The sequence below is a fragment of the Magnetospirillum aberrantis SpK genome, assembly GCF_011022235.1.
GTDB classification, from domain to species: Bacteria; Pseudomonadota; Alphaproteobacteria; order Rhodospirillales; family Magnetospirillaceae; genus Magnetospirillum; species Magnetospirillum aberrantis.
Map to the genome: position 1 here is coordinate 1 of NZ_JAAIYP010000002.1, position 22,623 is coordinate 22,623.

The following is a 22,623-nucleotide window of genomic DNA, read 5'->3' on the forward strand; positions in this document are numbered from 1 at the left end:
CGAGGCATCGGCGATGCATACCATGACAATCCGCAACTGCGAGTCAATTGCAGATCAATAATATCTAATTTTGTGTCAATGGACGCTGAGCGGCTGCAATTCGTGCTGTGTGATTGCGGCGAAGGCCAGTTCACGCGATGGCGCCAGTCCCATGTGGGTGCCGTCGGCGGCATGGATGGCCCACCCCACCGAATCTTCGACGATCACGCGTTTGACATAGGCGAGATGGGGCATGCCCCATTGGGCGAAATCCACCGGGCTCATGGGGGAACGTTGGGGGGTGCTGGGGCAGATGTCGGCCATGATGACCTCCGTACCTTCTGGTACCAATGCGACCGGCGGTTTTACCGGTCGGGGCAGGGCGGCTCGGCGCTGACGTCAAGCAGCGTGCCGCTGCCTGAGGTCTTGCCCGCGCCCTGGATGGGGATGCTTTTCACCCGTGGCTCGGGTCGGGGACGCACCAGATCCACATGCAACAGGCCGTTGTCCAAGGTGGCGCCCTGGACCTCGATGCCCTCGGCCAGGACGAAGGCGCGCTGGAACTGCCTAGCGGCGATGCCGCGATGCAGGAAAACGCGGCCGCAATCGTCCTCGGCCTGACGGCCCCGGATGATCAACTGGTTGTCTTCGGTCGCCACCGCCAGATCGTCCATGGAAAACCCGGCCACCGCCAAGGTGATGCGCAGGCCGTTCTCGCCGATCTGTTCGATGTTGTAGGGCGGGTATCCCTCGCCCTGGCTTTTGGAGACGCGGTCGAGCACACGTTCGAAATGGTCGAAACCCAAAAGAAGCGGGCTGTTGAAAGCGGATAGGCGGGTCATGGACGGGCGTCCTCCTCTGACGAGCGAGAATGCGGTTGCGGGCCCGCGAACGGCACCCGGTTTCGGCACCGCCCTTGTGGAATTCAAGCCACGGCGCCTTGCCTCATTATTTTGGGGGCGAATCGGGTGGCGTCAAGACGGGCGCTGTCAGCGCCGGGCGGAATCGCAACCGCGCAACAGGTCGGTGCGCGACACCGAACGCCCTTGCATGCGGTCGATGACGAACGTGCGGAACTCCAGGGCGGTGACGCGGAAATCGGCATTGGCATCGGCCTGCATCACCGGATCAAGGCGGACGTTCGACCGCAGCCGCGCCCGCCCCTGGCCGGGACCACCCCCAGGCGGCCCGCCTTGCCGGCCGTCGTCGGCCGCTTCCGGCGGGGATTCGGGCTGGGGTTCGGGTTCGGGCGGCACCAGACGGCGGCGCACTTCGGTCAGTTCGTCCGAGGTGACCTGGCCGTCATGGTCCTGGTCGGCGATCGCGAACCAGCGGGCGGCGTCGGTCACCATCTCGTCCATGTCCACCACGCCGTCGCCGTTCTTGTCGGCCTGGGCCATCCACGCCGTCAGGGCGGCGGCGCAATCCGGCTGTCCGGGGGCGAACGGCAAGGGCTCGCCATTGGGGCTTTCGACCCAGCGCTGGGGCGGCGCCTTGGGCTCGGGCGGCGGGCCGGACATGCATGCGGCCAACAGCGCCAATGGCAAAAGGCTCAGCAGACGTAAGGACATGGGCGGTCGTCCATCGGCGGAAACATGCGGGGTTGAACGGTTCCGGCCGGCTTTTCCGGCGGTCATTGCCGGCTGGACAAGGGTTCGGACTGCACCCGTTCCGGCGGGGTGTAGCCGGAGGAGGCCGGGGCGCTGTAGCCGGAAGCCGCCGGGGCGCCGTAACCGGAAGAGGCGGGAGCGCTGTAGCCGCCCGGCTGTGTCGCAAGCCGCTGGCCGACGATGATCGACACGGTCGAGCCCCACATGGTGCTGCTTTCGATCTGCACCGTGGCGGCGCGGTCGCCGTGCACATAGGCCATGACGCTGACGCCCGAGGTGGCGGCCATGATCGGTTCCCAGCCAAAGGCCGGCATCTGCGCCTGATAGAACTGGTTGGATTCGGAAGCCGACTTCCACAGCTTCATCACCACCCGGCCGGTCCACCGGTTCTTGTCGCCCAGGATCAACGATTTCTCGTTGTCCATGGTGGCGCCCGACGGAATGGGGATGTCGCTCAACAAGGCGAAATCGAACCGCTGGGCCGGGTCTCCGGCCTGGGTCTGCGGCAGCGAGGTGCTGGTCCCGCACCCGGCGAGCGCCAGGACGGTGAGGCCAAGCAGGACGGCGCGGAGCATACGGACTTTCATGCCCCCGAAGGTACAGGCAGTCCCCGGCAGCGACAAGGGAAAGTCGCCGGTCTCAGGACAAGGGATAATCGGCGATCCCCTGGTATTCGGCCCCGGCGCGGCCAAGATGGCTCTGGAACAGGGTGAAATGCTCGACTGTCCACGGCCCCAGCCGGAAGGGCGCATTGCGGCCGATGAAATCCTGGACCCGCGCCGTCGGGGCGTCCTTGAGGCGGGCCAGGGTGACGTGGGGCAGGAACTTGCGTCCCTCGGGCACCAGGCCAAGGCGGCTCAGCGCGGTTTCGATCCGGCTTTGAAGGTGAAGCAAGGGCGCGACCCGCTCGACCGAAGCCCACAGGTGGCTGGGCTTGGCCCGGCCGAACGTGCCGAAGCCGTCAAGCGACAGCTCGAATTCCGGCGCCCGCAGCATGGCCAGGGTGGCGTCGATCTCGGCGGCGGTGGTTTCGTCCACCTCGCCGACGAAACGCAAGGTGACGTGCAGGTTGCGGACCTCGGTCCAGCGGGCGCCGGGGATGCCCCCGGCCATGAGCGCCAGCCGCGCCGAGACCTGCTTGGGAAGGGGCAAGCCGACGAACAGGCGGATCACGGTGTTTCCCCCACCAGCACGGTCAACACCCCAGTATAGGCGTAAAGCCGTTCGCCGGCGAATTCGCCATGGCCGAAAAAGCCGATCAACGGCATGTCGTCGCCCAGCGCGGCCCGCACCATTTCCAATTCGGCCTCGTCATGGCCGAACATGTGCCGGCCGCGACCGACGCAGGAATGGTAGAAGGCGCAGCGGGCCGGCCGCCCGGCCAACCGGCGGACCACGCTGGCCAGCATGCGTTCCAGGTCGTCGCGGGCGGTTTGCGGGTCGCGGCGGACGAAACGTACCGTGCCGCCTTCGTCCACGGTGTCGCCCATGGCCAGCCAGCCGCGGCGCGGGTCGATGCCCAACAGCATGCGCACCACATAGCCGCCATCGTCGGCCCCCGCCACCGGCAATCCCAGATGGATGTAGCCGGCGGCGCGACGCAGGTCGCGGGCGATCAACTGGCCGGCTTCCTCTTTCAACACGTCCAGGGCCGGACGGCCGTCCAGTTCCATCACCACGCCCTCGCCCGCCGCGGTGACCCGGTGGGGCGGGCCGATGGGGGCACAGCCCTGGGTCAGGCCGCTGACCGCCTCGACCTCGCTTCCCAGCAACAGGCCGGCGAGACCGCCTGCCGCCACCATGTCGGACAACAACGGACGCGGGCCGGAGTTGGAGACCAGCCCGCCCACGGTGAAGATTTCCTGCGTCGCCAGGGCCGCCACCAGGCCGGCCAGACCGGGGGAACGCGGGTCGCCATGGGCCAGGGCCAGCACCGGCTGCCGTGCCGCCAGCCACGACGACAGCGGTGTGGTGATCTCGCCGGCGTCCACTCCCCAGAACAGGCGGAAGGAATCCTCGGCCAAGCTGCCGACCATCACCGCCAGCGCGCCCTTTTCGGCGACCACCGTGCCGCCGGCCAGGATGGCGGGGGCCACCGCGCCCACCCAATGGGGAATGCGGGTGGTTTCACGCAGGAAAGTCAGGATCGACGACAGGTTCTGGTTGAACCCTTCGGTGACGTAAAGGAACCCGATATTGGCGTCCATGGGCGCCAGCCGTTCGGCACAGGCCTTGGCCGCCAGTCCCCAATGCTCGCCCTGCGCCAGGGCGACGCGGAAGGACGGCACCGGGCGGGCGGCATCCGGCATCATTTCTTTTCCTCTGGTTTCAGCAGCGCCGTCACCTCGGGCAGCATGCGCCGCACGATCTCGGCGACGCCAAGCGCGGTGGGATGCAAGCCGTCGGGTTGGTTGAAGCGCGGGTCGCGGGCGACGCCCTCCAGGAAAAAGGGATAGAACGCCACCTGATGGCGCCGGGCCACGCGGGGAAAGACGGCGGCATAGGATTGGGCATAGTCGGCGCCGTAATTGGGCGGCGCCCGCATGCCGGTCAACAGGACCTTGATTCCGGCGCCTTTCAGGCGGCCGACGATGTTGTCCAGGTTGGCTTCCATCTGGCCGACGTCGAGGCCGCGCAGCCCGTCATTGGCCCCCAACTCGACGATGGCGGCGTTTGGCCGGTCGCCCAGGCTCCAGTCCAGTCGGGCCTTGCCGCCGGCGCTGGTGTCGCCCGACACCCCGGCGTTGATCACCGTGACGTCATGGCCTTGGGCCCTGAGCGCGCGTTCAAGCTGGGCGGGAAAGGAATCGGCGGCGGCCACGCCGTAGCCGGCGGTCAGGGAATCGCCCAGGGCCAACAGCCGAAACGGCTCGGCCATGGCCGGCGCCGCATTGACAATCAGGGCAACGGCGCCATATCGGACCAGGTTCCCCAGAAGAGTCGCAAGCCTCATGCCGTCCACCGCTTCCCTTTCCGCGCCGCTGGTCGACCTTGGCGGCGTCACCCTCAGCTTGGCGAGCTTGGCCGGTCAGGTCAACGTCTTGCGCGGAATCGACCTGTGTGTCGCCGAAGGCGAGACCGTCGGCATCGTCGGCCCCTCGGGGTCGGGCAAGTCCACGCTCCTGATGGTCATGGCCGGGCTGGAGCGGGCCAGTTCGGGGCGGGTCCAGGTGGCCGGCGCCGATCTGTCGGCATTGGACGAAGACGCGCTGGCGCGCTGGCGCCGCGCCCAGGTCGGCATCGTCTTCCAGGCTTTCCATCTGATCCCCGCCATGACCGCCCTGGAAAACGTCGCGGTGCCGCTGGAACTGGCTGGCGCTGCCGACGCCTTCGACCGTGCCGAGGCGGAACTGAAGCGGGTCGGGCTGGGCCATCGCCTGGACCATTACCCCAGCCAGCTTTCCGGCGGCGAGCAACAGCGCGTCGCCCTGGCCCGCGCCTTCGTCGCCCGGCCGCGCCTGTTGCTGGCCGACGAGCCCACCGGCAACCTGGACCAGGGCACCGGCCGCGCCATCATGGACATGCTGTTCGACCTGCACGCCCAGGACAGCGCCACTCTGGTTCTGGTCACCCACGATCCGGCCTTGGCGGCGCGCTGCGGCCGGGTGGTGCGGGTCGAGGACGGCCGCGCCTTCGAGGTGACGGCATGAGGCTGGCCCTCATCTACGCCCGCCGCGAGATGCGGGCCGGGCTTCGGGGCTTTCGCATCCTGGTCGCCTGTCTGGCGCTGGGGGTGGCGGCCATTGCCGCCTCGGGCAGCCTGCGCGCCGCCTTCCACACCGCCATCGCCGAGGACGCCCGCATGCTGTTGGGCGGCGACCTGGAACTGCGCCAGAGCTATCGGCCGATCGACGACGGCCAGCGGGCGGCGCTGACCGGGCTGGGCACCTTGTCGGAGGGGTTCGAACTGCGCGCCATGGCCCGCACCCCGGATGGCGCGCGGCGCCATCTGGTGGAGCTCAAGGGCGTCGATGGCGCCTATCCGTTGGCCGGCGCCCTGGTGCTGGAACCACCACTGAAGACCGACGAACTGATGGCTCGCCGGGACGGCGTGTGGGGCGCCGCCGCCGACGCCAATCTTTTGACCACCCTGGGACTGGCCCTGGGTGACCAGGTGATCGTGGGCGAGGCCCGTGTCCAGATCCGGGCGGTCGTCATCAAGGAACCCGACCGCATCGCCAATGCCCTGGCCTTTGGGCCGCGGCTGATGGTGTCGGCCGCCGCCCTGGCCGACACCAACCTGGATCAGCCGGGCAGCCTGATCCGCTGGCAATATCGCCTCGCCCTGGCCGAGGGGGTTACCCCGGCGTCGGCCAAGGCGCGGTTGAGCGCGGATTTTCCCCAGGCGGCGTGGCAGATGCGCGACACCACCGACGCCGCCCCCGGCGTCGGCCGTCTGCTCGACAACCTTGCTGCGTTCCTGACCCTGGTCGGGTTGACCGCGCTGCTGGTCGGCGGCATCGGCGTCGCCAACGCGGTCAAGGCCTATGTGGACGGCCGCGCCCACACCATCGCCGTGCTGAAGGCGGTGGGGGCGCCGGCCCGGTTGATCGGCGGCACCTATGGAACGCTGGTGGCGGCGCTGTCGGGATTGGGCATCGTGCTTGGTCTTGCGGTGGGCGCCGCCGTGCCGGCGGTGGTGGTGGAACTGGCCGGCGAGCGTTTGCCGCTGGCCGCCCGCACCGGCCTTCACGTGGCGCCGCTGTCCATCGCCGCCGCCTATGGCGCGTTGACGGCGCTGCTGTTCACCCTGTGGCCGCTGGCCCGCGCCCAGAAAGTGCCGGCCACCGCCCTGTTTCGTCAGGCGGCGGCTCCGCTTTCGGCGCTGCCGGCGCGGGGCGCCCTGGTACTGAGCGCGCTGGTCGCCCTGGCCCTGGCGGGGCTGGCGGTGGCCGGCGCCGACCGCCCGCCGCTGGCCGCCGCCTTCGTCGCCGCCGCCATCGCCATCCTGGCGACGTTGCGGGGGGTGGCCTGGGGATTGTCGCGCGGCGCGGCCCTGGCGTCGCGCCGCCGTCGCGGCTGGCTGGCCCATCCGGCGGCGCGGCTGGCGCTGGCCAATCTGCATCGGCCGGGCGGCGCGGTGGTCAGCATGGTTCTCAGTCTGGGACTGGGGCTCACCGTTCTGGTGTCGGTGGCGCTGATCGAAGGCAATCTGGCCCGCCAACTGGGCGAACGCCTGCCGGCCGAAGCCCCCAGCTTCTTCTTCATCGACATCCAGCCCGACCAGTTGCAGCCCTTCGACCGGCTGGTGGCCGAGGTGGCGCCCGACGCCCGTGTCGATCAGGCGCCCATGGTGCGCGGCCGCGTCACCCGCATCAACGGTCGCCCGGCATCCGAGGTGACGGTGGCGCCCGAGGTGGAATGGGCGTTGCGCGGCGACCGAGGCCTGACCGCGTCGGCCACCCAGCCCAAGGGCAGCCGGCTGGCGGCCGGGGAATGGTGGCCGGCCGATTATGACGGCCCGGCCCTGGTGTCGGTGGATTCGGGCATCGCCAAGGGGTTCGGACTCAAGCTCGGCGACAGCCTGGGCCTCAACGTGCTGGGCCGCGAGATCGAGCTGCGGGTGGCGAGCCTGCGCGACATCGAATGGTCCAGCCTCAACATGAACTTCGCCTTCATCTTGTCGCCCAACGCGCTGCGCGGCGCCCCCCACACCTGGATCGCCACCGTGCACGCCCCCGATGGCGCCGAGGCGGCGGTGGAACGCCGGGTTACCGACGCGCTGTCCAACGTGTCGGCGATCCGGGTCAAGGAAGCGCTGGATTCGGTGCGCGAGATGATCGCCAACGCCGATCTGGCGGTGCGGCTGGCGGCGCTGGTGACGCTGGCGGCCGGGGCCTTGGTGCTGGCCGGGGCGGTGATGGCCGGCCATCGCCGCCGGGTTCTCGACGCGGTGGTGCTCAAGGTGCTGGGGGCGACGCGCGGCGATTTGTGGCGGGCGTGGCTGCTGGAATTCGGAGTGGTCGGGATGGTCACCGGCCTGTTCGCCGGTTTGGTGGGAAGCGTTGCCGCCTGGGCCATCCTGGTTCACGTCATGCGTGCCGATTGGGCCTTCCTGCCGCTTCAGACCGTGGCCACCGTGGCGGCCTGCGTCGTCGCCAGCCTGTTGGCCGGCTTCGCCGGAACCTTCGCCGCCATGCGGGCCAAGGCGGCTCCCTTGCTGCGTGGGGAATGACCGGCCATATCGCCGCGATTAAGTGTCCGTGGTGGAACCGCCATCAAATGTCCGCATTTCCCCTTGCTTGATTCCCGTCGTGACCGCGCCATATTGGTGCCAGACGATTTGTTCCACCCTTAACCAGAGGTACGACAATGGCCTTCGGTTCCGATCGCAAATATATGAGCCCCGCGCAGGCGGATGCCGCGCAGATCGACGTGGGCCTGCGCCAGTACATGCTGCGGGTCTACAATCTGATGGCCGGCGGCTTGGCGCTGACCGGCTTGGTCGCCTTGTTCATCGCTTCCAACGATAGCTTGCTGGGCCTGTTCTTCGCCCAGAACGCCCGCGGCGCCATCAGCCCCACCATCCTGGGCTGGATCATCGCCCTGGCCCCCATCGGCTTGGCCTTCTATATGGGCGCGCGCATCAGGACCATGAGCGTGTCGGCGGCGCAGACCGTGTTCTGGGTCTATGCCGGCCTGGTCGGCATCACCCTGTCCATGTACTTGCGTGTCTATACCGGCGAATCGGTGGCGCGCACTTTCTTCATCACCGCCGCCGCCTTCGCCGGTCTGTCGCTTTACGGCTATACCACCAAGCGCGATCTGTCGGCCTTCGGCCGCTTCCTGGTGATGGGCCTGATCGGCCTGTTGATCGCCATGGTCGTCAACGTCTTCCTGGCCAGCTCGATGATGGCGTTCGTGATCTCGGCCGCAGGCGTGCTGATCTTCGCCGGTCTGACCGCCTACGACACCCAGAAGATCAAGGAAATGTACTGGGAAGCCGACGGTGCAGACGTTGCTGCCAAGAAGGCCATCATGGGTGCCCTGACCCTGTATCTGGACTTCATCAACCTGTTCATCTTCCTGTTGCAGTTCCTGGGCGTGCGTCGCGGCGAATAGCCGGCGCCTCCGTCCGGTTCGGACAAAGCGGGTCATCGCCTTGGGCGGTGGCCCGTTTTTTTTCGGGCACCGGCAAACGGGGCTGGCCGCATGGGAACTGAATTTTCGTGGAGGTGGGAGATCGGACGCGACCCGAACCGAAATCGTTACGGCTGCTTCCTTCCGGACCTGACCGGGTTGGCGACGGGTTCGCCCGCGCCGATCTCCCGCGCGGAATATCGGGGGAGTCGTCACGGGATGCAAGCGGAATCCGAAATTCCTTACTGATCGGGGATCCAGGTCAGGGTGGCGTCGTCGCCGCTGCACAGATCCGACAGCTTGGCCGCCGACAGGCGTTGCGGCAAGGTGCCGTTGACGATGATGGTGCCCTGTTTGGCCAGCCGCCAGCCCACCTGGACGCAGGCGCGCGAGGGAACCCCCTCGGCGACCACGTTCATCGGGCCGTTACCCTGAACCACCGTCAGGGAACCGCCGAAGGCGTGGGTGGGAACCGTCCGGCCCTGGGCCGCCGCTTCCATCTCGGCCAGCAACTGGGTGCCGGGGTCGGTGCCGGACGTGCCGCCCTGCCATGCCCACAGCGCCGCCCCGGCGGCCGTCAGCGACAGTACCAGCGCGGTTATCAGCCCTAACGGCCGATGGGAATGGGAAGGATGAGGATGGGCAACGGGCCGTCCATGGTGGCCGGGCACGGGCCGATGTCCCGCCGTGGCTTTGGTGCCGCCGGTCGTCGGGGCGGCTTTGCCGTTGTTTGTCGGGGCGGCTTTGCCGCCGTTCGCCGGTCTTGGCGCGTTGGGCGCCATATATAAGGTCTTGGCCATGGGACGCCTCCCTGGTCCCGTCATTGTGCGTAATTCTATACCGAAAAAGGTGAATCGAAAATGAACCATTGCGCCTAGGCCGAGTTGCCTGGGGGACGTGTTCTATGGGGCGTGTGTTCTGTCCTTGGCGCAAGGGATGCTCCCCGGCTAGACTCCGGGCCATGAATATTCGTCTTCTGCCCCCCACCCTGGTCAATCAGATCGCCGCCGGCGAAGTGGTCGAACGCCCGGCTTCGGCCGTCAAGGAACTGGTCGAGAACGCGCTCGACGCCGGCGCCACCCGCATCGACGTGGTGCTGGTCGAAGGCGGGCAGGCGTTGATCTCGGTGACCGATGACGGCTGCGGCATGGGGCCGGACGATTTGGAACTGGCTGTCGAACGCCACGCCACCTCCAAATTGCCCGATGACGATCTGGTCCACATCCGCCATCTTGGCTTTCGCGGCGAGGCATTGCCATCCATCGGCTCGGTGGCGCGGCTGACCCTGACCTCGCGGCCCAGGGGCGGCGACAGCGCCTGGAGCCTGTGTGTCGAAGGCGGCGCCAAGGGCACGCCGCAACCCGCCGCCCATCCGCCGGGAACGCGGGTCGAGGTGCGCGACCTGTTCTTCGCCACTCCGGCGCGGCTGAAGTTCCTCAAGGCGCCGCGCACCGAACTGTCGCATGCCGTCGATACCCTGGAACGTCTGGCCATGGCCCATCCAGCGGTCGGTTTCTCGCTGTCCGACGGGACGCGCTCCGTGCTCAAGCTGGCCGCCCAGCGCGGCGAACGGGCGGCGGCGCAACTGAGCCGTCTGGCCGCCATCATCGGCCGCGACTTCGAAGCCAACGCCGTGCGTCTGGACGCCGAACGCGACGGCGTGCGGCTGACCGGCTGGGCCGGGCTGCCGACCTTCAACAAGGGCACCAACGCCTATCAATACCTGTTCGTCAACGGCCGGCCGGTCAAGGACCGGCTGGTGGTCGGCGCCGTCCGGGGGGCCTATCAGGACGTTCTCGGCCACGACCGTCACCCGGTGGTGGCGCTGTTCCTGGAACTGGACGCCCAGGCGGTGGACGTCAACGTCCACCCCGCCAAGGCCGAGGTGCGGTTCCGCGATTCCGGGCTGGTGCGCGGGTTGATCGTGTCGGCCATCCGCCATGCCCTGGCCGAGGCCGGGCATCGCGCCTCCTCGACCCTGGGCGTCGCCGCCCTGGGGGCGCTGGGAGCCCATGCCGCGCCACCGCGCCCGACCACGCAATACCAATGGCATCCGGCCGCGCCGCGGCCCAGTTTCGCCCAGGTGCAGCAGGCGGCGAACGCTTTCGCCCCCTCCGGCGGCCTGTCCGAGGCGCTGCCCAACCTGTCCTTGCCGCCGTCCGCGCCGGCCGAGGAAACGCCCGCCGAAACGCCCGATCTGGACCATCCGCTGGGCGCGGCTCGGGCGCAGTTGCACGACACCTATATCATCGCCGAGACCCGCGACGGTCTGGTCATCGTCGATCAGCACGCCGCCCATGAACGGCTGGTGATGGAGCGCATGAAGGCGGCTCTGGCCCAAGGTCCGGTCAAGACCCAGGCGTTGCTGTTGCCCGAGGTGGTGGATCTGGGCGAGGCGGGTGCGGCGCGGGTCGCCGACGCCGCCGAGCAACTGGCGCAGCTGGGGTTGGTGGTGGAAGCGTTCGGCCCCGGCGCGGTGGCGGTGCGCGAGGTTCCGGCGCTGTTGGGCGATTGCGACGTTCAGGGCTTGGTGCGCGACCTCGCCGACGATCTGGCCGAATGGGGCGAAGCGCTGGCGCTGACCGAGAAGCTGGGGACCATCTGCGCCACCATGGCCTGCCATGGCAGCGTGCGTTCGGGCCGGCGGTTGTCCGTGGCCGAGATGAACGCCCTGTTGCGCCAGATGGAGACGACGCCGCTGTCGGGTCAGTGCAATCACGGCCGTCCCACCCATGTCTCGTTGCGTCTGGCGGATGTGGAAAAGCTGTTCGGCCGGCGTTGAGGCCGGCTGCGGCGCATGTCGCCGCTTTTTAGGAGACATGCCGAGAAGGGGGTTGCCGCATTGCGGCAAAACCGCCATTGTCCCGCCCCTCGGTTGACCAACGTCAAGAAGGAGCCAGGGTGATGCGCGCGGTTTTGGCCGTGATGGGCGGTCTCGGGATCATCGGCGTCGGGCTGTGGCTGACGGCGGCGCCGGCCGGGGCCCGCACTCCTTCGCCCGAGGCCGGTGCCGAACTGGCCGCCCGCTGGTGCGCTGCCTGTCATGTGGTCGCGGCGTCGGGGGCCGGCACCGATTCCGCCCCCAGCTTCGCGGATGTCGCCAGCCGCCGCACCGAGGCGGAAATCCGCACCTTCCTGGCCCGGCCCCACGCCAATCCCATGCGCGGTTTCACCCTGACCGCCGGCGAGATCGAGGACGTGGCGGCCTATATCGCCACCCAGCGCTAGACCATCGCGCGTCAAATATGACGCACGATGGGCTAACTTTATGTTTGGCCCTCGCCGGGCGCGGGCATCCGCCCGCTTGGCCGCGGCCGCAATGGCCGCTGATCGCGGCGTGCGTCAGGTTTGACGCTCGCTGCTCTAACTGTCTTCGTCTTCGTCTGGTTCGCGGCGGGACAACTCCAGTAACCGTTTGGCGCCAAGCCGGTCGGCAGGGTCCAGTTCCGCCGCCTTGACCAAGGCGGCCTCGCCTTCCTCGGTCAGTCCCAGCCGCAGCAGGCCGTATCCCAACGCCACCAGCGCCTGAAGGAACAGCCGGGGCCACGGTTCAAGGCTGTCGAAGGCGGCATGGTCCGCCGCCACGTCGCGCCAGTCGTGCGGCAATTGCTGGCGCCGCGCCGCCTGGGCCAGGATCACCCGGGCCTGGACGACGGCTTGCTCCAGACGATGGCGGTAGAGATAGAACTTGTAAGCGCCGATCCGCACGCCCAGGCTGTCGGGTGCCGCCGTCAGCGCCGCCGCCACGTGGCTGGCGGCCGTCGGCTCGTCGTCCCACGCCGCCACCGCCGCCGCCATCTCGGCTCGGGCGGCGGGCGGCAGGTCCAGAGGCAGGGGGTTATTATCGAACATGAATCTTGCCTCCTAACGCCTTGATGCGATTCTCGCTTGACGATCGCCGCAACGCCCCATATAAACGCGCCTTCGATTTCTGAACACTTCTCGGAACAGGTTTTACCATGGCTCATCATTCGTCCGCCAAGAAGCGCATTCGCCAGACCGAGCGCCGTACCGAGGTCAACCGCGCCCGCGTCAGCCGCATCCGGACCTTCGTCAAGAAGGTCGAGCTGGCGATCGCTTCCGGCAACGCCGAGGAGGCCAAGGCCGCCTTCCTGGCCGCCGAGCCGGAATTGATGAAGGGTGGCCAGGCCGGCGTTCTGCACAAGAACACCGCCGCGCGCAAGGTTTCCCGCCTTGCCGCCCGCGTCAAGGACATGAAGCCGCTGGCCTAAGCGCCAGATCGCTGAAATCCGAGGGTTTCCAAGGGCCGCGCATTCGCGCGGCCCTTGTCGTTTTCAGGCGTTCCAAAGTGGTTTTCCACAGGCTGGAGCCGCGTCTCCAGGGATTCCGCGCCCTGTGGAAAAGCAAGGGAAAAATTTTCCACGTTCCCGTTCCGGTCCTGTTGCGAGTCGTCGGCGCCATCGCTAGAGTCACCAGCCTTGCGAGACGGGGTCCAGTCAAAAAGCTGATAAAATACCCTGATAATTCAAGGTGTGGTGTCGAGAGACAGAATCGTCTCGCAAGTGTAGTGAATTGTGGTTGGCAGTTTACTTTGGTGCGACAAAGGGTGGACTGGTTTCGCGACCGTAGGCTGCTGATATTTACTTGCGAGTCCGTTTGCTGGTCATGAAATGCAGGTTTTTGGGGAATCTGTTGTATCGGCCGGTGGCGCAGGAAACACAACATCTTGCGTTTGAGCGATCTCGTTCGTCGAGGGGGAGTGCGCGTATGGAAACCGGCCGTGATGGTCGGGGGTCGGCGTACTGTTTCCAAGTGTTGAGAAAGGTTTTGGTGGCGCGTTGGTGACTTTCGGGGACAACAAATGATCGACGTGGAGTGGGACCGGATCAAGGGGCGCCTGCGCGACGAAGTTGGCGACGCCGCCTATCGTTCGTGGCTGCGGCCGATCACCTTGCAGGACGCACAGGACGGTTTCGTCCGCCTGGGTTTGCCGACGCGGTTCATGCGCGATTGGGTCGCCACCCATTACGGCGAGCGCATCCGTAACCTGTGGGGGGCCGAGAACCCGGCCATCCGCACCGTCGAGATCGTGGTCGGCAACGCCCCGCGCCGGCCGTTGTCGGCCGTCGCTGCTCCGACTTTCGCGCCGGCTCCCGCCGCCGTGGCCGCATCGCCCGTCGCCGACACGGTGGCGGCGCGCCCGGCGGCGCCGTGTGCGCCGGCCGACGTGGACGAATTGGGCGCTCAGCTCGACAGTCGCTACACCTTCAAGAACTTCGTGGTGGGCAAGCCCAACGAATTCGCCTATGCCGCCGCCCGCCGCGTGGCCGAGGCCGAGGCGGTGTCGTTCAACCCGCTGTTCCTGTATGGCGGCGTCGGTCTGGGCAAGACCCATCTGATGCATGCCATCGCCTGGCACATCCGCGAACACAACCCGACCCGGCGCGTGCTGTATCTGTCGGCGGAAAAGTTCATGTACCGCTTCATCCGGGCGCTGCGCAGCCAGGACACCATGTCCTTCAAGGAACAGTTCCGCTCGGTCGACGTGCTGATGGTCGACGACGTGCAGTTCATCGCCGGCAAGGACGCCACCCAGGAAGAGTTCTTCCATACCTTCAACGCCCTGGTCGACCAGGGGCGCCAGATCGTGATCTCGGCCGACAAGTCGCCGTCCGACCTGGAAGGCATGGAAGATCGTCTGCGGTCGCGCCTCAATTCCGGTCTGGTGGCCGACATTCACGCCACCACCTACGAACTTCGTCTGGGCATCCTGCATTCCAAGGCCGAGCAGATGGCGGCGGCGGTGCCGCAGAAGGTGATGGAGTTCCTGGCGCACAAGATCGCCAGCAACGTCCGCGAGTTGGAAGGCGCGCTGAACCGCGTGGTCGCCCACGCCCAACTGGTGGGCCGGGCCATCACCTTGGAAACCACGCAGGAAGTGCTGCACGACCTGCTCAAGGCGTCCGACCGCCGCATCACCATCGAAGAGATCCAAAAGCGCGTCGCCGAGCATTTCAACATCAAGCTGGCGGAAATGTCCTCGGCCCGACGGTCGCGTCAGGTGGCCCGTCCCCGTCAGATCGCCATGTATCTGGCCAAGCAGTTGACCAGCCGTTCCCTGCCCGAGATCGGGCGCAAGTTCGGCGGCCGCGACCACACCACGGTCATGCATGCGGTGAAGAAGGTCGAGGAGCTGAAGGGCGCCGACCAGAACTTCGCCGAGGACGTGGAATTGCTGCGGCGCATGCTGCAAAGCTGATCCCTTTTCAGGCAGCACAGCAATCAGTACTCTAACGATGGATTTGTTGGGGGGAGCGTTGCTCGTGTCGGATGATAAGCCTAGTCAGGATTTTGCCGCCTTCGTCGATCTGGCGGAGCCCACCGACCCACCCCTGCCGCTGACCCACACCACCGACCTCTACCGTTTCCGCTCTATCCTAGAAACCAGGACGTTACAGCCGAGGCCGTGCAAAGTGTTCGGCGAAAGTCTGCTTTACCTGTTCTACGGCCGGCCGGCCTATCGCCCGAACCAGCGGGTGGGGAACACCTCGCAAAATGCTTATCGTCCTGTCTGCCTGCTGCTAGGGCCGTCCACCGCACCTCCCCCCCGGCGAGCCTATCCCTTCGACAGCGGCGCCTTTGCGGGCTGCGTATTTGAGCGCCACATGCACAACGACATGGAACTGAGCTCTTTCGAACTCTTCCCCCTGCCGGACAGCGCACGTAAAGTGGTATCCACCTTTTTCGGCGACAACAGGGCCTATTACCACGGTCAGGCACGCCCCGACCCCCGACTGCCGAACTTCCAGTTCGAGGCCCAGTCCTATCATAGCTTGGTCGCCGACAAGGCGGAGACCCCCTATGACGGCCGCCGTGGCTCGGTTGAGCTGCAAATGTCCGACGAGATCAAGCTGATGCGGCAGACCGTTCTGGCTGTCGCACTCCCCAATGATTTTTGCGATGAAGCAGCCATCTTGGAGACCATCGTCAAAGACTGGGGTGCCGATCTGCTGCCCTACCCGTCCTACCATGCCTCGCCGGCCGAGGACGTGCGTGGCATCTTCGATGTCGTCGCCGAGTATCTTAAGCGCAACCACTACTTTGGGCGCGCGCCGTGAAGCTGCTGGCCTGCCTGATTTCCGACAGATCACGCCCAAGCTTCGCTGTCCCGGTGTTCATCGACAACAATTGCACCTTCGTTCAGCGCATTGCCGACGGCACCATCACCGGCTTCGACGAAATCACCATCGATAACCAGCACGTCTTGGAATACTGGGCCCCCCAACTGACGCCGGAAGTGGGCGATATGGCGCTCTACGCCTTCCACATCCCTGGCAAGGTTCTCACCATCCTGCCTCGCGCGGCACTCGCCCAATGGCTGGCAAGCCAAACCGACGCTCTGACCCATCGCCCATTCCTGTTGATGGACGTCTCCCACTTCATGGGCGACGCCAAGCTTTTCTCACGCGCGGTCAACGCTGCAGGCACCGTCTTGGAAGAGAGAAGCTGGTTCGCCGCAAGTCGGTGGCGCTCCAGCCTCGTGGCCGGCGGCCATTACCCGTTGTGCCCAGCGGCAGGCGTCCGCGATTACCTTGCGGAGTGGGACTCGGTGAAGGTGACCCTGCGCGGCGAAATAGGCGATGCCGCCTATCGCAGTTGGCTGCGTCCGATCACCCTGCGAGATGTGCGCGACGGTGTCGTCCGCCTGGGGTTGCCCACCCGCTTCATGCGTGATTGGGTTGCCACCCATTACGGCGAGCGCATCAAAAGCCTGTGGGGCGCCGAGAACCCGGCCATCCGTAGCATCGAAATCGTGGTCGGCAACGCCACCCGTCCGCCGACCGACAGTCCCACGCCGTGTGCGCCGGCCGACATGGATGAATTGGGCGCCCAGCTGGATACCCGCTACACCTTTAACAACTTCGTGGTCGATAAAACCAACGAATTCGCCTATGCCGCCGCCCGCCGCGTGGCCGAGGCCGAGACCGTGTCGTTCAACCCGCTGTTCCTGTATGGCGGCGTCGGCCTGAGCAAGACCCACCTGATGCACGCCATCGCTTGGCACATCCGTGAGCACAATCCTTCCCGCCGCGTGCTGTACCTGTCGGCGGAAAAGTTCATGTACCGCTTCATCCGGGCGCTGCGCAGCCAGGACACCATGTCCTTCAAGGAGCAGGTCCGCTCGGTCGACGTGCTGATGGTCGACGACGTGCAGTTCATCGCCGGCAAGGAAGCGACGCAAAAAGAGTTCTTCCACACCCTCGAAACCATGATTGACCAGGGTCGCCAAGTCGTGATCTCGGCCGACAAGCCGCCGCCGGACCTGAGGGGCATAAAAGACCGCCTGCGCTCGCGCCTCAACTCCGGTCTGGTGGCCAGCATCCAAGCCACCACCTATGAACTGCGCCTGAGCATCCTGGCCTTCAAGGCCGAGCAGATGGGCGCCACCGTGCCGCAGAAGGTGATGGAGTTCCTGGCGCACAAGATCGCCAGCAACGTCCGCGAGTTGGAAGGCGCGCTGAACCGCGTGGTCGCCCACGCCCAGTTGGTGGGCCGGGCCATCACCTTGGAAACCACGCAGGAAGTGCTGCACAATCTGCTCAAGGCGTCCGACCGCCGCATCACCATCGAAGAGATCCAAAAGCGCGTCGCCGAGCATTTCAACATCAAGCTGGCGGAAATGTCCTCGGCCCGACGGTCGCGTCAGGTGGCCCGTCCCCGTCAGATCGCCATGTATTTGGCCAAGCAGTTGACCAGTCGTTCCCTGCCCGAGATCGGGCGCAAGTTCGGTGGTCGCGCACCCACCACCGTCATGCATGCGGTGAAGAAGGTCGAGGAGCTGAAGGGCGCCGACCAGAACTTCGCCGAGGACGTGGAATTGCTGCGGCGCATGCTGCAAAGCTGAGGTCTCTTTCGTCGTCACGGAAACATCGCCGTTCCGCGCCCCCTGGGGCGCGGAAAGCGCTTTGCCGTACCCGTAGCCGTGATATACTGCCCGGCCCCGCCAAAAGGCGGAAAACGGCTTAAACGGACGGCAAAAACAACGCCATGAAGCTGACCATCGAGCGCGCCCAGCTGCTGAAGTCTTTGGCCCACGTCCAAAGCGTCGTCGAACGCCGCAACACCATTCCCATCCTGTCCAACGTCAAGCTTGAGGCGCGGCCCGGCTCGCTGTCCTTGAACGCCACCGACATGGACCTGGATTTCGTCGAATCCGTGCTGGCCGACGTCGCCCGGCCGGGCGCCACCACGGCGCCGGCCCACACCTTGTTCGAGATCGTCAAGAAACTGCCCGACGGCAGCCAGGTCGAGATCGACCATTCCGCCGAGGACGGGTTGCTGACCCTGCGTTCGGGGCGCTCCAAATTCTCGCTGGCCTGCCTGCCGGTCGAGGATTTCCCGGTGCTGTCGGGTGGCGATCTGCCGCACGGCTTCACCTTGTCGGCGGCCGAGCTCAAGACGCTGATCGACCGCACCCGTTTCGCCATCTCGACCGAGGAAACCCGCTACTACCTGAACGGCATCTATCTGCATGCCGCGACCGGTGCGGCCGGCGACGTGCTGCGCGCGGTGGCCACCGACGGCCATCGTCTGGCCCGTGTCGAGGTGACGCTGCCGGAGGGTGCCGCCGGCATGCCGGGCATCATCGTGCCGCGCAAGACGGTGAACGAGATTTACAAGCTGATCGGCGAGACCGATTCCGACGTCACCGTGTCGCTGTCCGAGACCAAGCTGCGCTTCGCCTTCGGCGATGCCGTGCTGACCAGCAAGCTGATCGACGGCACCTTCCCCGATTACGAACGGGTCATTCCGGCCGACAACGACAAGTACCTGGATGCCGACGTCAAGGTGTTCGCCTCGGCCGTGGACCGCGTTTCGGCCATTTCCACGGAAAAGAGCCGGGCCATCAAGCTGTCCTTGGAAAAGGGCACGGTGCGTCTGTCCGCGTCCAGCCCCGAGAACGGCAGCGCCGAGGAAGAGCTTGAGGCCCAGTACGATTCCACGCCGCTGGAAATCGGCTTCAACTCGCGCTACCTGCTCGACATCCTCGGTCAGGTCGAGGGCGAGACCGCCCGGTTCGCCATGGCCGATGCCGCCAGCCCGACCGTGGTGCGCGACCAGGCCGATTCCGGGGCCATCTATGTGCTGATGCCGATGCGGGTGTGACCCTGTCCGAAACCGGAACGACGGTCTGCCCTCCCGCCCGTCTGGCGGTGCGGCGCCTGACGCTGACCGATTTCCGCTGTTATTCCCGCCTGCGGCTGGACACCGATTCACGGCCGGTGGTGCTGACCGGTGCCAACGGTGCCGGCAAGACCAACGTGCTGGAGGCGTTGTCCTTCCTGACGCCGGGGCGCGGCCTGCGGCGTGCCACCTTGGGCGAGATCGTCCGCCACGGCACCGAGGCCGGCGCGCCCTGGGGCGTCGCCGCGCTGTTGGACGGTTCCCAAGGTCCGGTCGAGATCGGCACCGGGCGCGAGAGTGGTTCGGAACGGCGCAGCGTGCGCATCGACGGCCAACCGGCCAAGGCCCAGGATCTGGCGGCTCTTGCTTCGGCCTTGTGGCTGACCCCGGCCATGGACCGGTTGTTCATCGAGGGGGCGGCCGGGCGGCGGCGCTTTCTTGACCGTCTGACCTTCGGCCAGGAAAGCGGCCATGCCGCCCAGGCCACCGCCTACGAGCATGCCATGCGCGAGCGCTCGCGCCTGTTGAAGGCGGCGGGTCAAGGGGACCGAAGGCCCGACCCGGCATGGTTGGGCGCGCTTGAGGACGCCATGGCCCGCCATGGCGCGGCGATGGCGGCGGCCAGGGTGCGTGCGGTGGCGCGGCTGGATCAGGCTTGCGCCGAAGGTCTGGGACCGTTTCCGGCGGCCCGGCTGGCGCTGGTGGGCGAGGTCGAGGACTGGGCCGCCGCCGGGGCGCCCGAAGAGGTGGAGGACCGGCTGCGCGCCGCGTTGCGCGCGGCCCGCTCCCGCGACGAGGCGGCGGGGGCGACCACCTTCGGGCCGCATCGCAGCGACCTGTCGGTCCGCCATGCGGCCAAGGATTTGCCGGCCGGGCAATGTTCGACCGGCGAGCAGAAGGCGGTGCTGGTGTCCATGGTGCTGGCCCAGGCACGGGTCCGCACCGCGCTCAGCGGGTTGGCGCCGCTTTTGCTGTTGGACGAGGTGGTGGCCCACCTGGACGCCACCCGCCGGGCCGCCCTGTTCGATGCGTTGGCGGAACTGTCGGCGCAAAGTTGGATGACCGGCACCGACGAGGTTTTGTTCGACGGTTTCGGCGACAGGGCGCAGTTCTTTCGTGTTGCTGAGGCAAGAGTTGTAAAAAATGGCGAAGATACGGACGAATACAGATAAACGCGGATGAATTTGCCTTTTCTTTTTCGCTGGTGCCGCCCCCTCGAATCGCGTGGGCCGGCGACGAAAATCCACTTATCTGTGTTTATCTGTGTTCCTCCGTGTCCTATATTCCGTGCTGTGGCCGCAAGGCAGTTTGGAAGGTTTGAAGAAGCATGACCGAGCCTGTGATCCCGACCAATTCCGCCGAATCTTATGGTGCGGATTCCATCAAGGTGCTGCGTGGCCTGGAAGCGGTCCGCAAGCGGCCGGGCATGTATATCGGCGACACCGACGACGGTTCGGGTTTGCATCACATGGTTTACGAGGTGGTGGACAACGCCATCGACGAAACCCTGGCCGGCCATGCCGACCGGGTCGAGGTGACGCTGAACGGCGACGGATCGTGCACGGTGCGCGACAACGGCCGCGGTATCCCCACCGACATCCACAAGGAAGAGGGCGTGTCGGCGGCCGAGGTCATCATGACCCAACTGCATGCCGGCGGTAAGTTCGACCAGAATTCCTATAAGGTGTCGGGCGGTCTGCACGGTGTCGGCGTGTCGGTGGTGAACGCCCTGTCCGAGACTTTGGACCTGCGCATCTGGCGCGGCGGCAAGGAACACACCATGCGCTTCAGCCATGGCGAGGCGGTGTCGCCGCTGAAGGTGGTGGGCGACGCGCCGTTGCGCGACCCCGAGAATCCCGGGCGCGGCCCGCTGACCGGCACCGAGGTCACCTTCCTGCCCAGCACCCAGACCTTCACCAAGACCGAGTTCGACTTCGCTACCCTGGAACACCGGCTGCGCGAACTGGCCTTCCTCAATTCCGGCGTGCGCATCTTCCTGACCGACCTGCGCCACGGCGAGCCGGAAAGCATCGAGCTGCATTACGAAGGCGGCATCGAGGCGTTCGTGAAGTACCTGGATCGTTCCAAGACCGCGCTGCACTCCCCGCCCATCGCGGTGAGCGGCGAAAGGGACGGCATCACCGTCGAAGTGGCCATGGAATGGACCGACAGCTATCACGAAAGCCAGTTGTGCTTCACCAACAACATCCCACAACGTGACGGCGGCACCCATCTGGCCGGCTTCCGCGCCGCGCTGACCCGGACCATCAACACCTACGCCAACGAATCGGGCATCGCCAAAAAGGAAAAGGTGGCGCTGTCGGGCGACGACATGCGCGAGGGGCTGACCTGCGTGTTGTCGGTCAAGGTGCCCGACCCCAAATTCAGCAGCCAGACCAAGGACAAACTGGTGTCGTCCGAGGTGCGCCCGGTGGTCGAGAACATCGTCGGCGAGAAGCTGGCGGAATGGTTCGAGGAACACCCGGCCGAAGCCCGCAAGGTGGTGACCAAGGTGGTCGAGGCGGCGGCGGCGCGCGAGGCGGCGCGCAAGGCGCGCGAGCTGACGCGCCGCAAGGGCGTGCTGGACATCGCCACCTTGCCGGGCAAGCTGGCCGATTGCCAGGAACGCGACCCCGCCCTGTCGGAATTGTTCATCGTCGAGGGTGATTCGGCCGGTGGTTCCGCCAAGCAGGGCCGCAACCGCGCCAACCAGGCCATCCTGCCGCTCAAGGGCAAGATCTTGAACGTCGAACGGGCGCGTTTCGACAAGATGCTGTCCTCGGCGGAAATCGGCACGCTGATCGCCGCCCTTGGCACCGGCATCGGCCGCGAGGATTTCAACGTCGGCAAGACCCGTTACCACAAGATCATCATCATGACCGACGCCGACGTCGACGGCTCGCACATCCGCACGCTGCTTCTGACCTTCTTCTACCGTCAGATGCCCGAGATCATCGAAAAGGGCTATCTGTACATCGCCCAGCCGCCGCTTTATCGCGCCAAGCGTGGCCAGTCCGAGGTCTACCTCAAGGACGAACGCGCCATGGAGGAATATCTGATCGACGGTGGTCTGGCCGACGCGGTGATGACCCTTTCCGGCGGTGCCCAGGTGGGTGGCGCCGATTTGCGGACGCTGACCGAACAGGCGCGTGCCGTGCGCAACCTGCTGGTGGCGCTGTCGCGCCGGGTGCCCATGCGTGTGGTGGAACAGGCCGCCATCGCCGGCGCCCTCAACCCGCTTTTGTTGACCGATCCCGAAGCCGGCCCGGCCATGGCCGCCACCCTGGCCGCCCGTCTGGACGCGCTGGAAAGCGACCTGGAACGTGGCTGGACCGGCGAATGGCACGAAGGCACCGGCTGGGTCCTGCGCCGGACGCTGCGCGGCGTGACCGAGACCCACACCCTCGATGCCGCCATCATCCGCTCGGCCGAGGCGCGCAAGCTGAACGACCTGTCCGCCAGCCTGCGGGAAACCTATTCCAGCGCCGCGACGCTTTTGGTCAAGGAGCGCGCTACGGCCATCAGCGGTCCGGTGGCCTTGGTCAACGCGGTGATGGACCAGGGCAAGAAGGGCATCTCGATCCAGCGCTACAAGGGACTGGGCGAAATGAATCCCGAACAATTGTGGGAAACCACCCTGGACCCCGAAGCCCGCTCGCTGCTTCAGGTCAAGGTGGCGCATGGCGACGACGCCGACGAGGTGTTCGCGACCCTGATGGGCGACGTGGTCGAACCCCGCCGCGACTTCATCCAGACCAACGCGCTCAAGGTGTCGAACCTGGACGTTTAGCGGACATTACCTGTCGGG

At 66.6% G+C, this 22,623-nt stretch carries 21 protein-coding genes and 1 other RNA gene; 12 read left to right on the forward strand and 10 right to left on the reverse strand.

Features of this window, described 5'->3' with window-relative positions; all coding sequences use genetic code 11:
- Positions 1 to 75: 75 nt before the first annotated feature.
- The 7 genes from G4223_RS00360 to G4223_RS00390 all read right to left on the reverse strand — a co-directional run bounded on the left by G4223_RS00360 (position 76) and on the right by G4223_RS00390 (position 4,467).
- The gene (locus G4223_RS00360; RefSeq protein WP_163673617.1) at positions 76 to 303 is read right to left on the reverse strand and encodes a DUF1150 family protein; all 228 of its coding nucleotides are present in this window, start codon (positions 301 to 303) and stop codon (positions 76 to 78) included.
- 41 nt (positions 304 to 344) lie between these two features.
- Positions 345 to 821: an Hsp20 family protein gene (locus G4223_RS00365; RefSeq protein WP_163673620.1), complete on the reverse strand. Its 477-nt coding sequence runs from the start codon at positions 819 to 821 to the stop codon at positions 345 to 347.
- Between the two features lie 147 nt (positions 822 to 968).
- The gene (locus tag G4223_RS00370; RefSeq protein WP_163673622.1) at positions 969 to 1,550 is read right to left on the reverse strand and encodes an EF-hand domain-containing protein; all 582 of its coding nucleotides are present in this window, start codon (positions 1,548 to 1,550) and stop codon (positions 969 to 971) included.
- A 62-nt stretch (positions 1,551 to 1,612) separates the two neighbouring features.
- The gene (locus G4223_RS00375; protein WP_241003878.1) at positions 1,613 to 2,164 is read right to left on the reverse strand and encodes a hypothetical protein; all 552 of its coding nucleotides are present in this window, start codon (positions 2,162 to 2,164) and stop codon (positions 1,613 to 1,615) included.
- A gap of 64 nt (positions 2,165 to 2,228) precedes the next feature.
- Positions 2,229 to 2,762, reverse strand: coding sequence for an RNA 2',3'-cyclic phosphodiesterase (gene thpR / locus G4223_RS00380; RefSeq protein ID WP_163673626.1), 534 nt, complete (start codon positions 2,760 to 2,762; stop codon positions 2,229 to 2,231).
- Positions 2,759 to 3,901: an FIST signal transduction protein gene (locus G4223_RS00385; protein WP_241003879.1), complete on the reverse strand. Its 1,143-nt coding sequence runs from the start codon at positions 3,899 to 3,901 to the stop codon at positions 2,759 to 2,761. Before G4223_RS00385 ends, thpR begins: the two co-directional genes overlap by 4 nt.
- On the reverse strand, positions 3,898 to 4,467 hold the full coding sequence (locus tag G4223_RS00390; protein ID WP_241003880.1) for an arylesterase: 570 nt from the start codon (positions 4,465 to 4,467) through the stop codon (positions 3,898 to 3,900). The genes G4223_RS00385 and G4223_RS00390 overlap by 4 nt, the downstream gene beginning before the upstream one ends.
- Before the next feature lie 73 nt (positions 4,468 to 4,540).
- On the opposite strand from G4223_RS00390, the gene G4223_RS00395 reads away from it, so the two are divergent.
- The 3 genes from G4223_RS00395 (at position 4,541) to G4223_RS00405 (ending at position 8,651) form a co-directional block, all read left to right on the forward strand.
- Positions 4,541 to 5,239, forward strand: a complete 699-nt coding sequence (locus G4223_RS00395; RefSeq protein WP_163673631.1) for an ABC transporter ATP-binding protein — start codon at positions 4,541 to 4,543, stop codon at positions 5,237 to 5,239.
- A complete protein-coding gene (locus G4223_RS00400; protein ID WP_163673633.1) occupies positions 5,236 to 7,764 on the forward strand; it encodes an ABC transporter permease in 2,529 nt (842 codons plus the stop codon). Before G4223_RS00395 ends, G4223_RS00400 begins: the two co-directional genes overlap by 4 nt.
- Before the next feature lie 164 nt (positions 7,765 to 7,928).
- A complete protein-coding gene (locus tag G4223_RS00405) occupies positions 7,929 to 8,651 on the forward strand; it encodes a Bax inhibitor-1/YccA family protein (protein WP_163673635.1) in 723 nt (240 codons plus the stop codon).
- A gap of 111 nt (positions 8,652 to 8,762) precedes the next feature.
- Here the strand turns inward: G4223_RS00405 and ffs are convergent.
- Positions 8,763 to 8,860: signal recognition particle sRNA small type (gene ffs, locus G4223_RS00410), an RNA gene on the reverse strand.
- Positions 8,861 to 8,911: 51 nt separating this feature from the next.
- On the reverse strand, positions 8,912 to 9,340 hold the full coding sequence (locus G4223_RS00415; RefSeq protein WP_163673636.1) for a hypothetical protein: 429 nt from the start codon (positions 9,338 to 9,340) through the stop codon (positions 8,912 to 8,914).
- A 290-nt stretch (positions 9,341 to 9,630) separates the two neighbouring features.
- Here G4223_RS00415 and mutL point away from each other — a divergent pair, with 290 nt between their 5' ends.
- Both mutL and G4223_RS00425 read left to right on the forward strand, forming a co-directional pair.
- The gene (mutL, locus tag G4223_RS00420) at positions 9,631 to 11,451 is read left to right on the forward strand and encodes a DNA mismatch repair endonuclease MutL (RefSeq protein WP_163673638.1); all 1,821 of its coding nucleotides are present in this window, start codon (positions 9,631 to 9,633) and stop codon (positions 11,449 to 11,451) included.
- Positions 11,452 to 11,573: 122 nt separating this feature from the next.
- A complete protein-coding gene (locus G4223_RS00425; protein ID WP_205762302.1) occupies positions 11,574 to 11,897 on the forward strand; it encodes a c-type cytochrome in 324 nt (107 codons plus the stop codon).
- Positions 11,898 to 12,032: 135 nt separating this feature from the next.
- Here the strand turns inward: G4223_RS00425 and G4223_RS00430 are convergent, their stop codons facing one another.
- The gene (locus G4223_RS00430; protein ID WP_163673640.1) at positions 12,033 to 12,521 is read right to left on the reverse strand and encodes a hypothetical protein; all 489 of its coding nucleotides are present in this window, start codon (positions 12,519 to 12,521) and stop codon (positions 12,033 to 12,035) included.
- 107 nt (positions 12,522 to 12,628) lie between these two features.
- Between G4223_RS00430 and rpsT the strand changes: the two genes are divergently transcribed.
- From rpsT to gyrB, 7 genes are all read left to right on the forward strand, one after another.
- Positions 12,629 to 12,901 (forward strand): 30S ribosomal protein S20, encoded by a 273-nt coding sequence (rpsT, locus tag G4223_RS00435; RefSeq protein WP_163673641.1) that lies wholly within the window; start codon positions 12,629 to 12,631, stop codon positions 12,899 to 12,901.
- Between the two features lie 590 nt (positions 12,902 to 13,491).
- Positions 13,492 to 14,889 carry a chromosomal replication initiator protein DnaA gene (gene dnaA, locus G4223_RS00440; RefSeq protein ID WP_163673643.1) on the forward strand — a complete coding sequence of 466 codons (1,398 nt, stop codon included), beginning with the start codon at positions 13,492 to 13,494 and terminating at the stop codon, positions 14,887 to 14,889.
- Positions 14,890 to 14,953: 64 nt separating this feature from the next.
- The gene (locus G4223_RS00445) at positions 14,954 to 15,748 is read left to right on the forward strand and encodes a hypothetical protein (RefSeq protein ID WP_163673645.1); all 795 of its coding nucleotides are present in this window, start codon (positions 14,954 to 14,956) and stop codon (positions 15,746 to 15,748) included.
- A gap of 443 nt (positions 15,749 to 16,191) precedes the next feature.
- Positions 16,192 to 17,535, forward strand: a complete 1,344-nt coding sequence (gene dnaA, locus G4223_RS00450) for a chromosomal replication initiator protein DnaA (protein WP_241003881.1) — start codon at positions 16,192 to 16,194, stop codon at positions 17,533 to 17,535.
- Positions 17,536 to 17,678: 143 nt separating this feature from the next.
- Positions 17,679 to 18,797 (forward strand): DNA polymerase III subunit beta, encoded by a 1,119-nt coding sequence (gene dnaN, locus G4223_RS00455; RefSeq protein ID WP_163673647.1) that lies wholly within the window; start codon positions 17,679 to 17,681, stop codon positions 18,795 to 18,797.
- Entirely contained in the window at positions 18,794 to 19,987 is a 1,194-nt protein-coding gene (gene recF, locus G4223_RS00460; RefSeq protein ID WP_338086788.1) for a DNA replication/repair protein RecF, read from the forward strand. Before dnaN ends, recF begins: the two co-directional genes overlap by 4 nt.
- A 155-nt stretch (positions 19,988 to 20,142) precedes the next feature.
- Positions 20,143 to 22,605, forward strand: coding sequence for a DNA topoisomerase (ATP-hydrolyzing) subunit B (gene gyrB / locus G4223_RS00465; protein WP_163673649.1), 2,463 nt, complete (start codon positions 20,143 to 20,145; stop codon positions 22,603 to 22,605).
- The last annotated feature ends 18 nt before the right edge of the window (positions 22,606 to 22,623 follow it).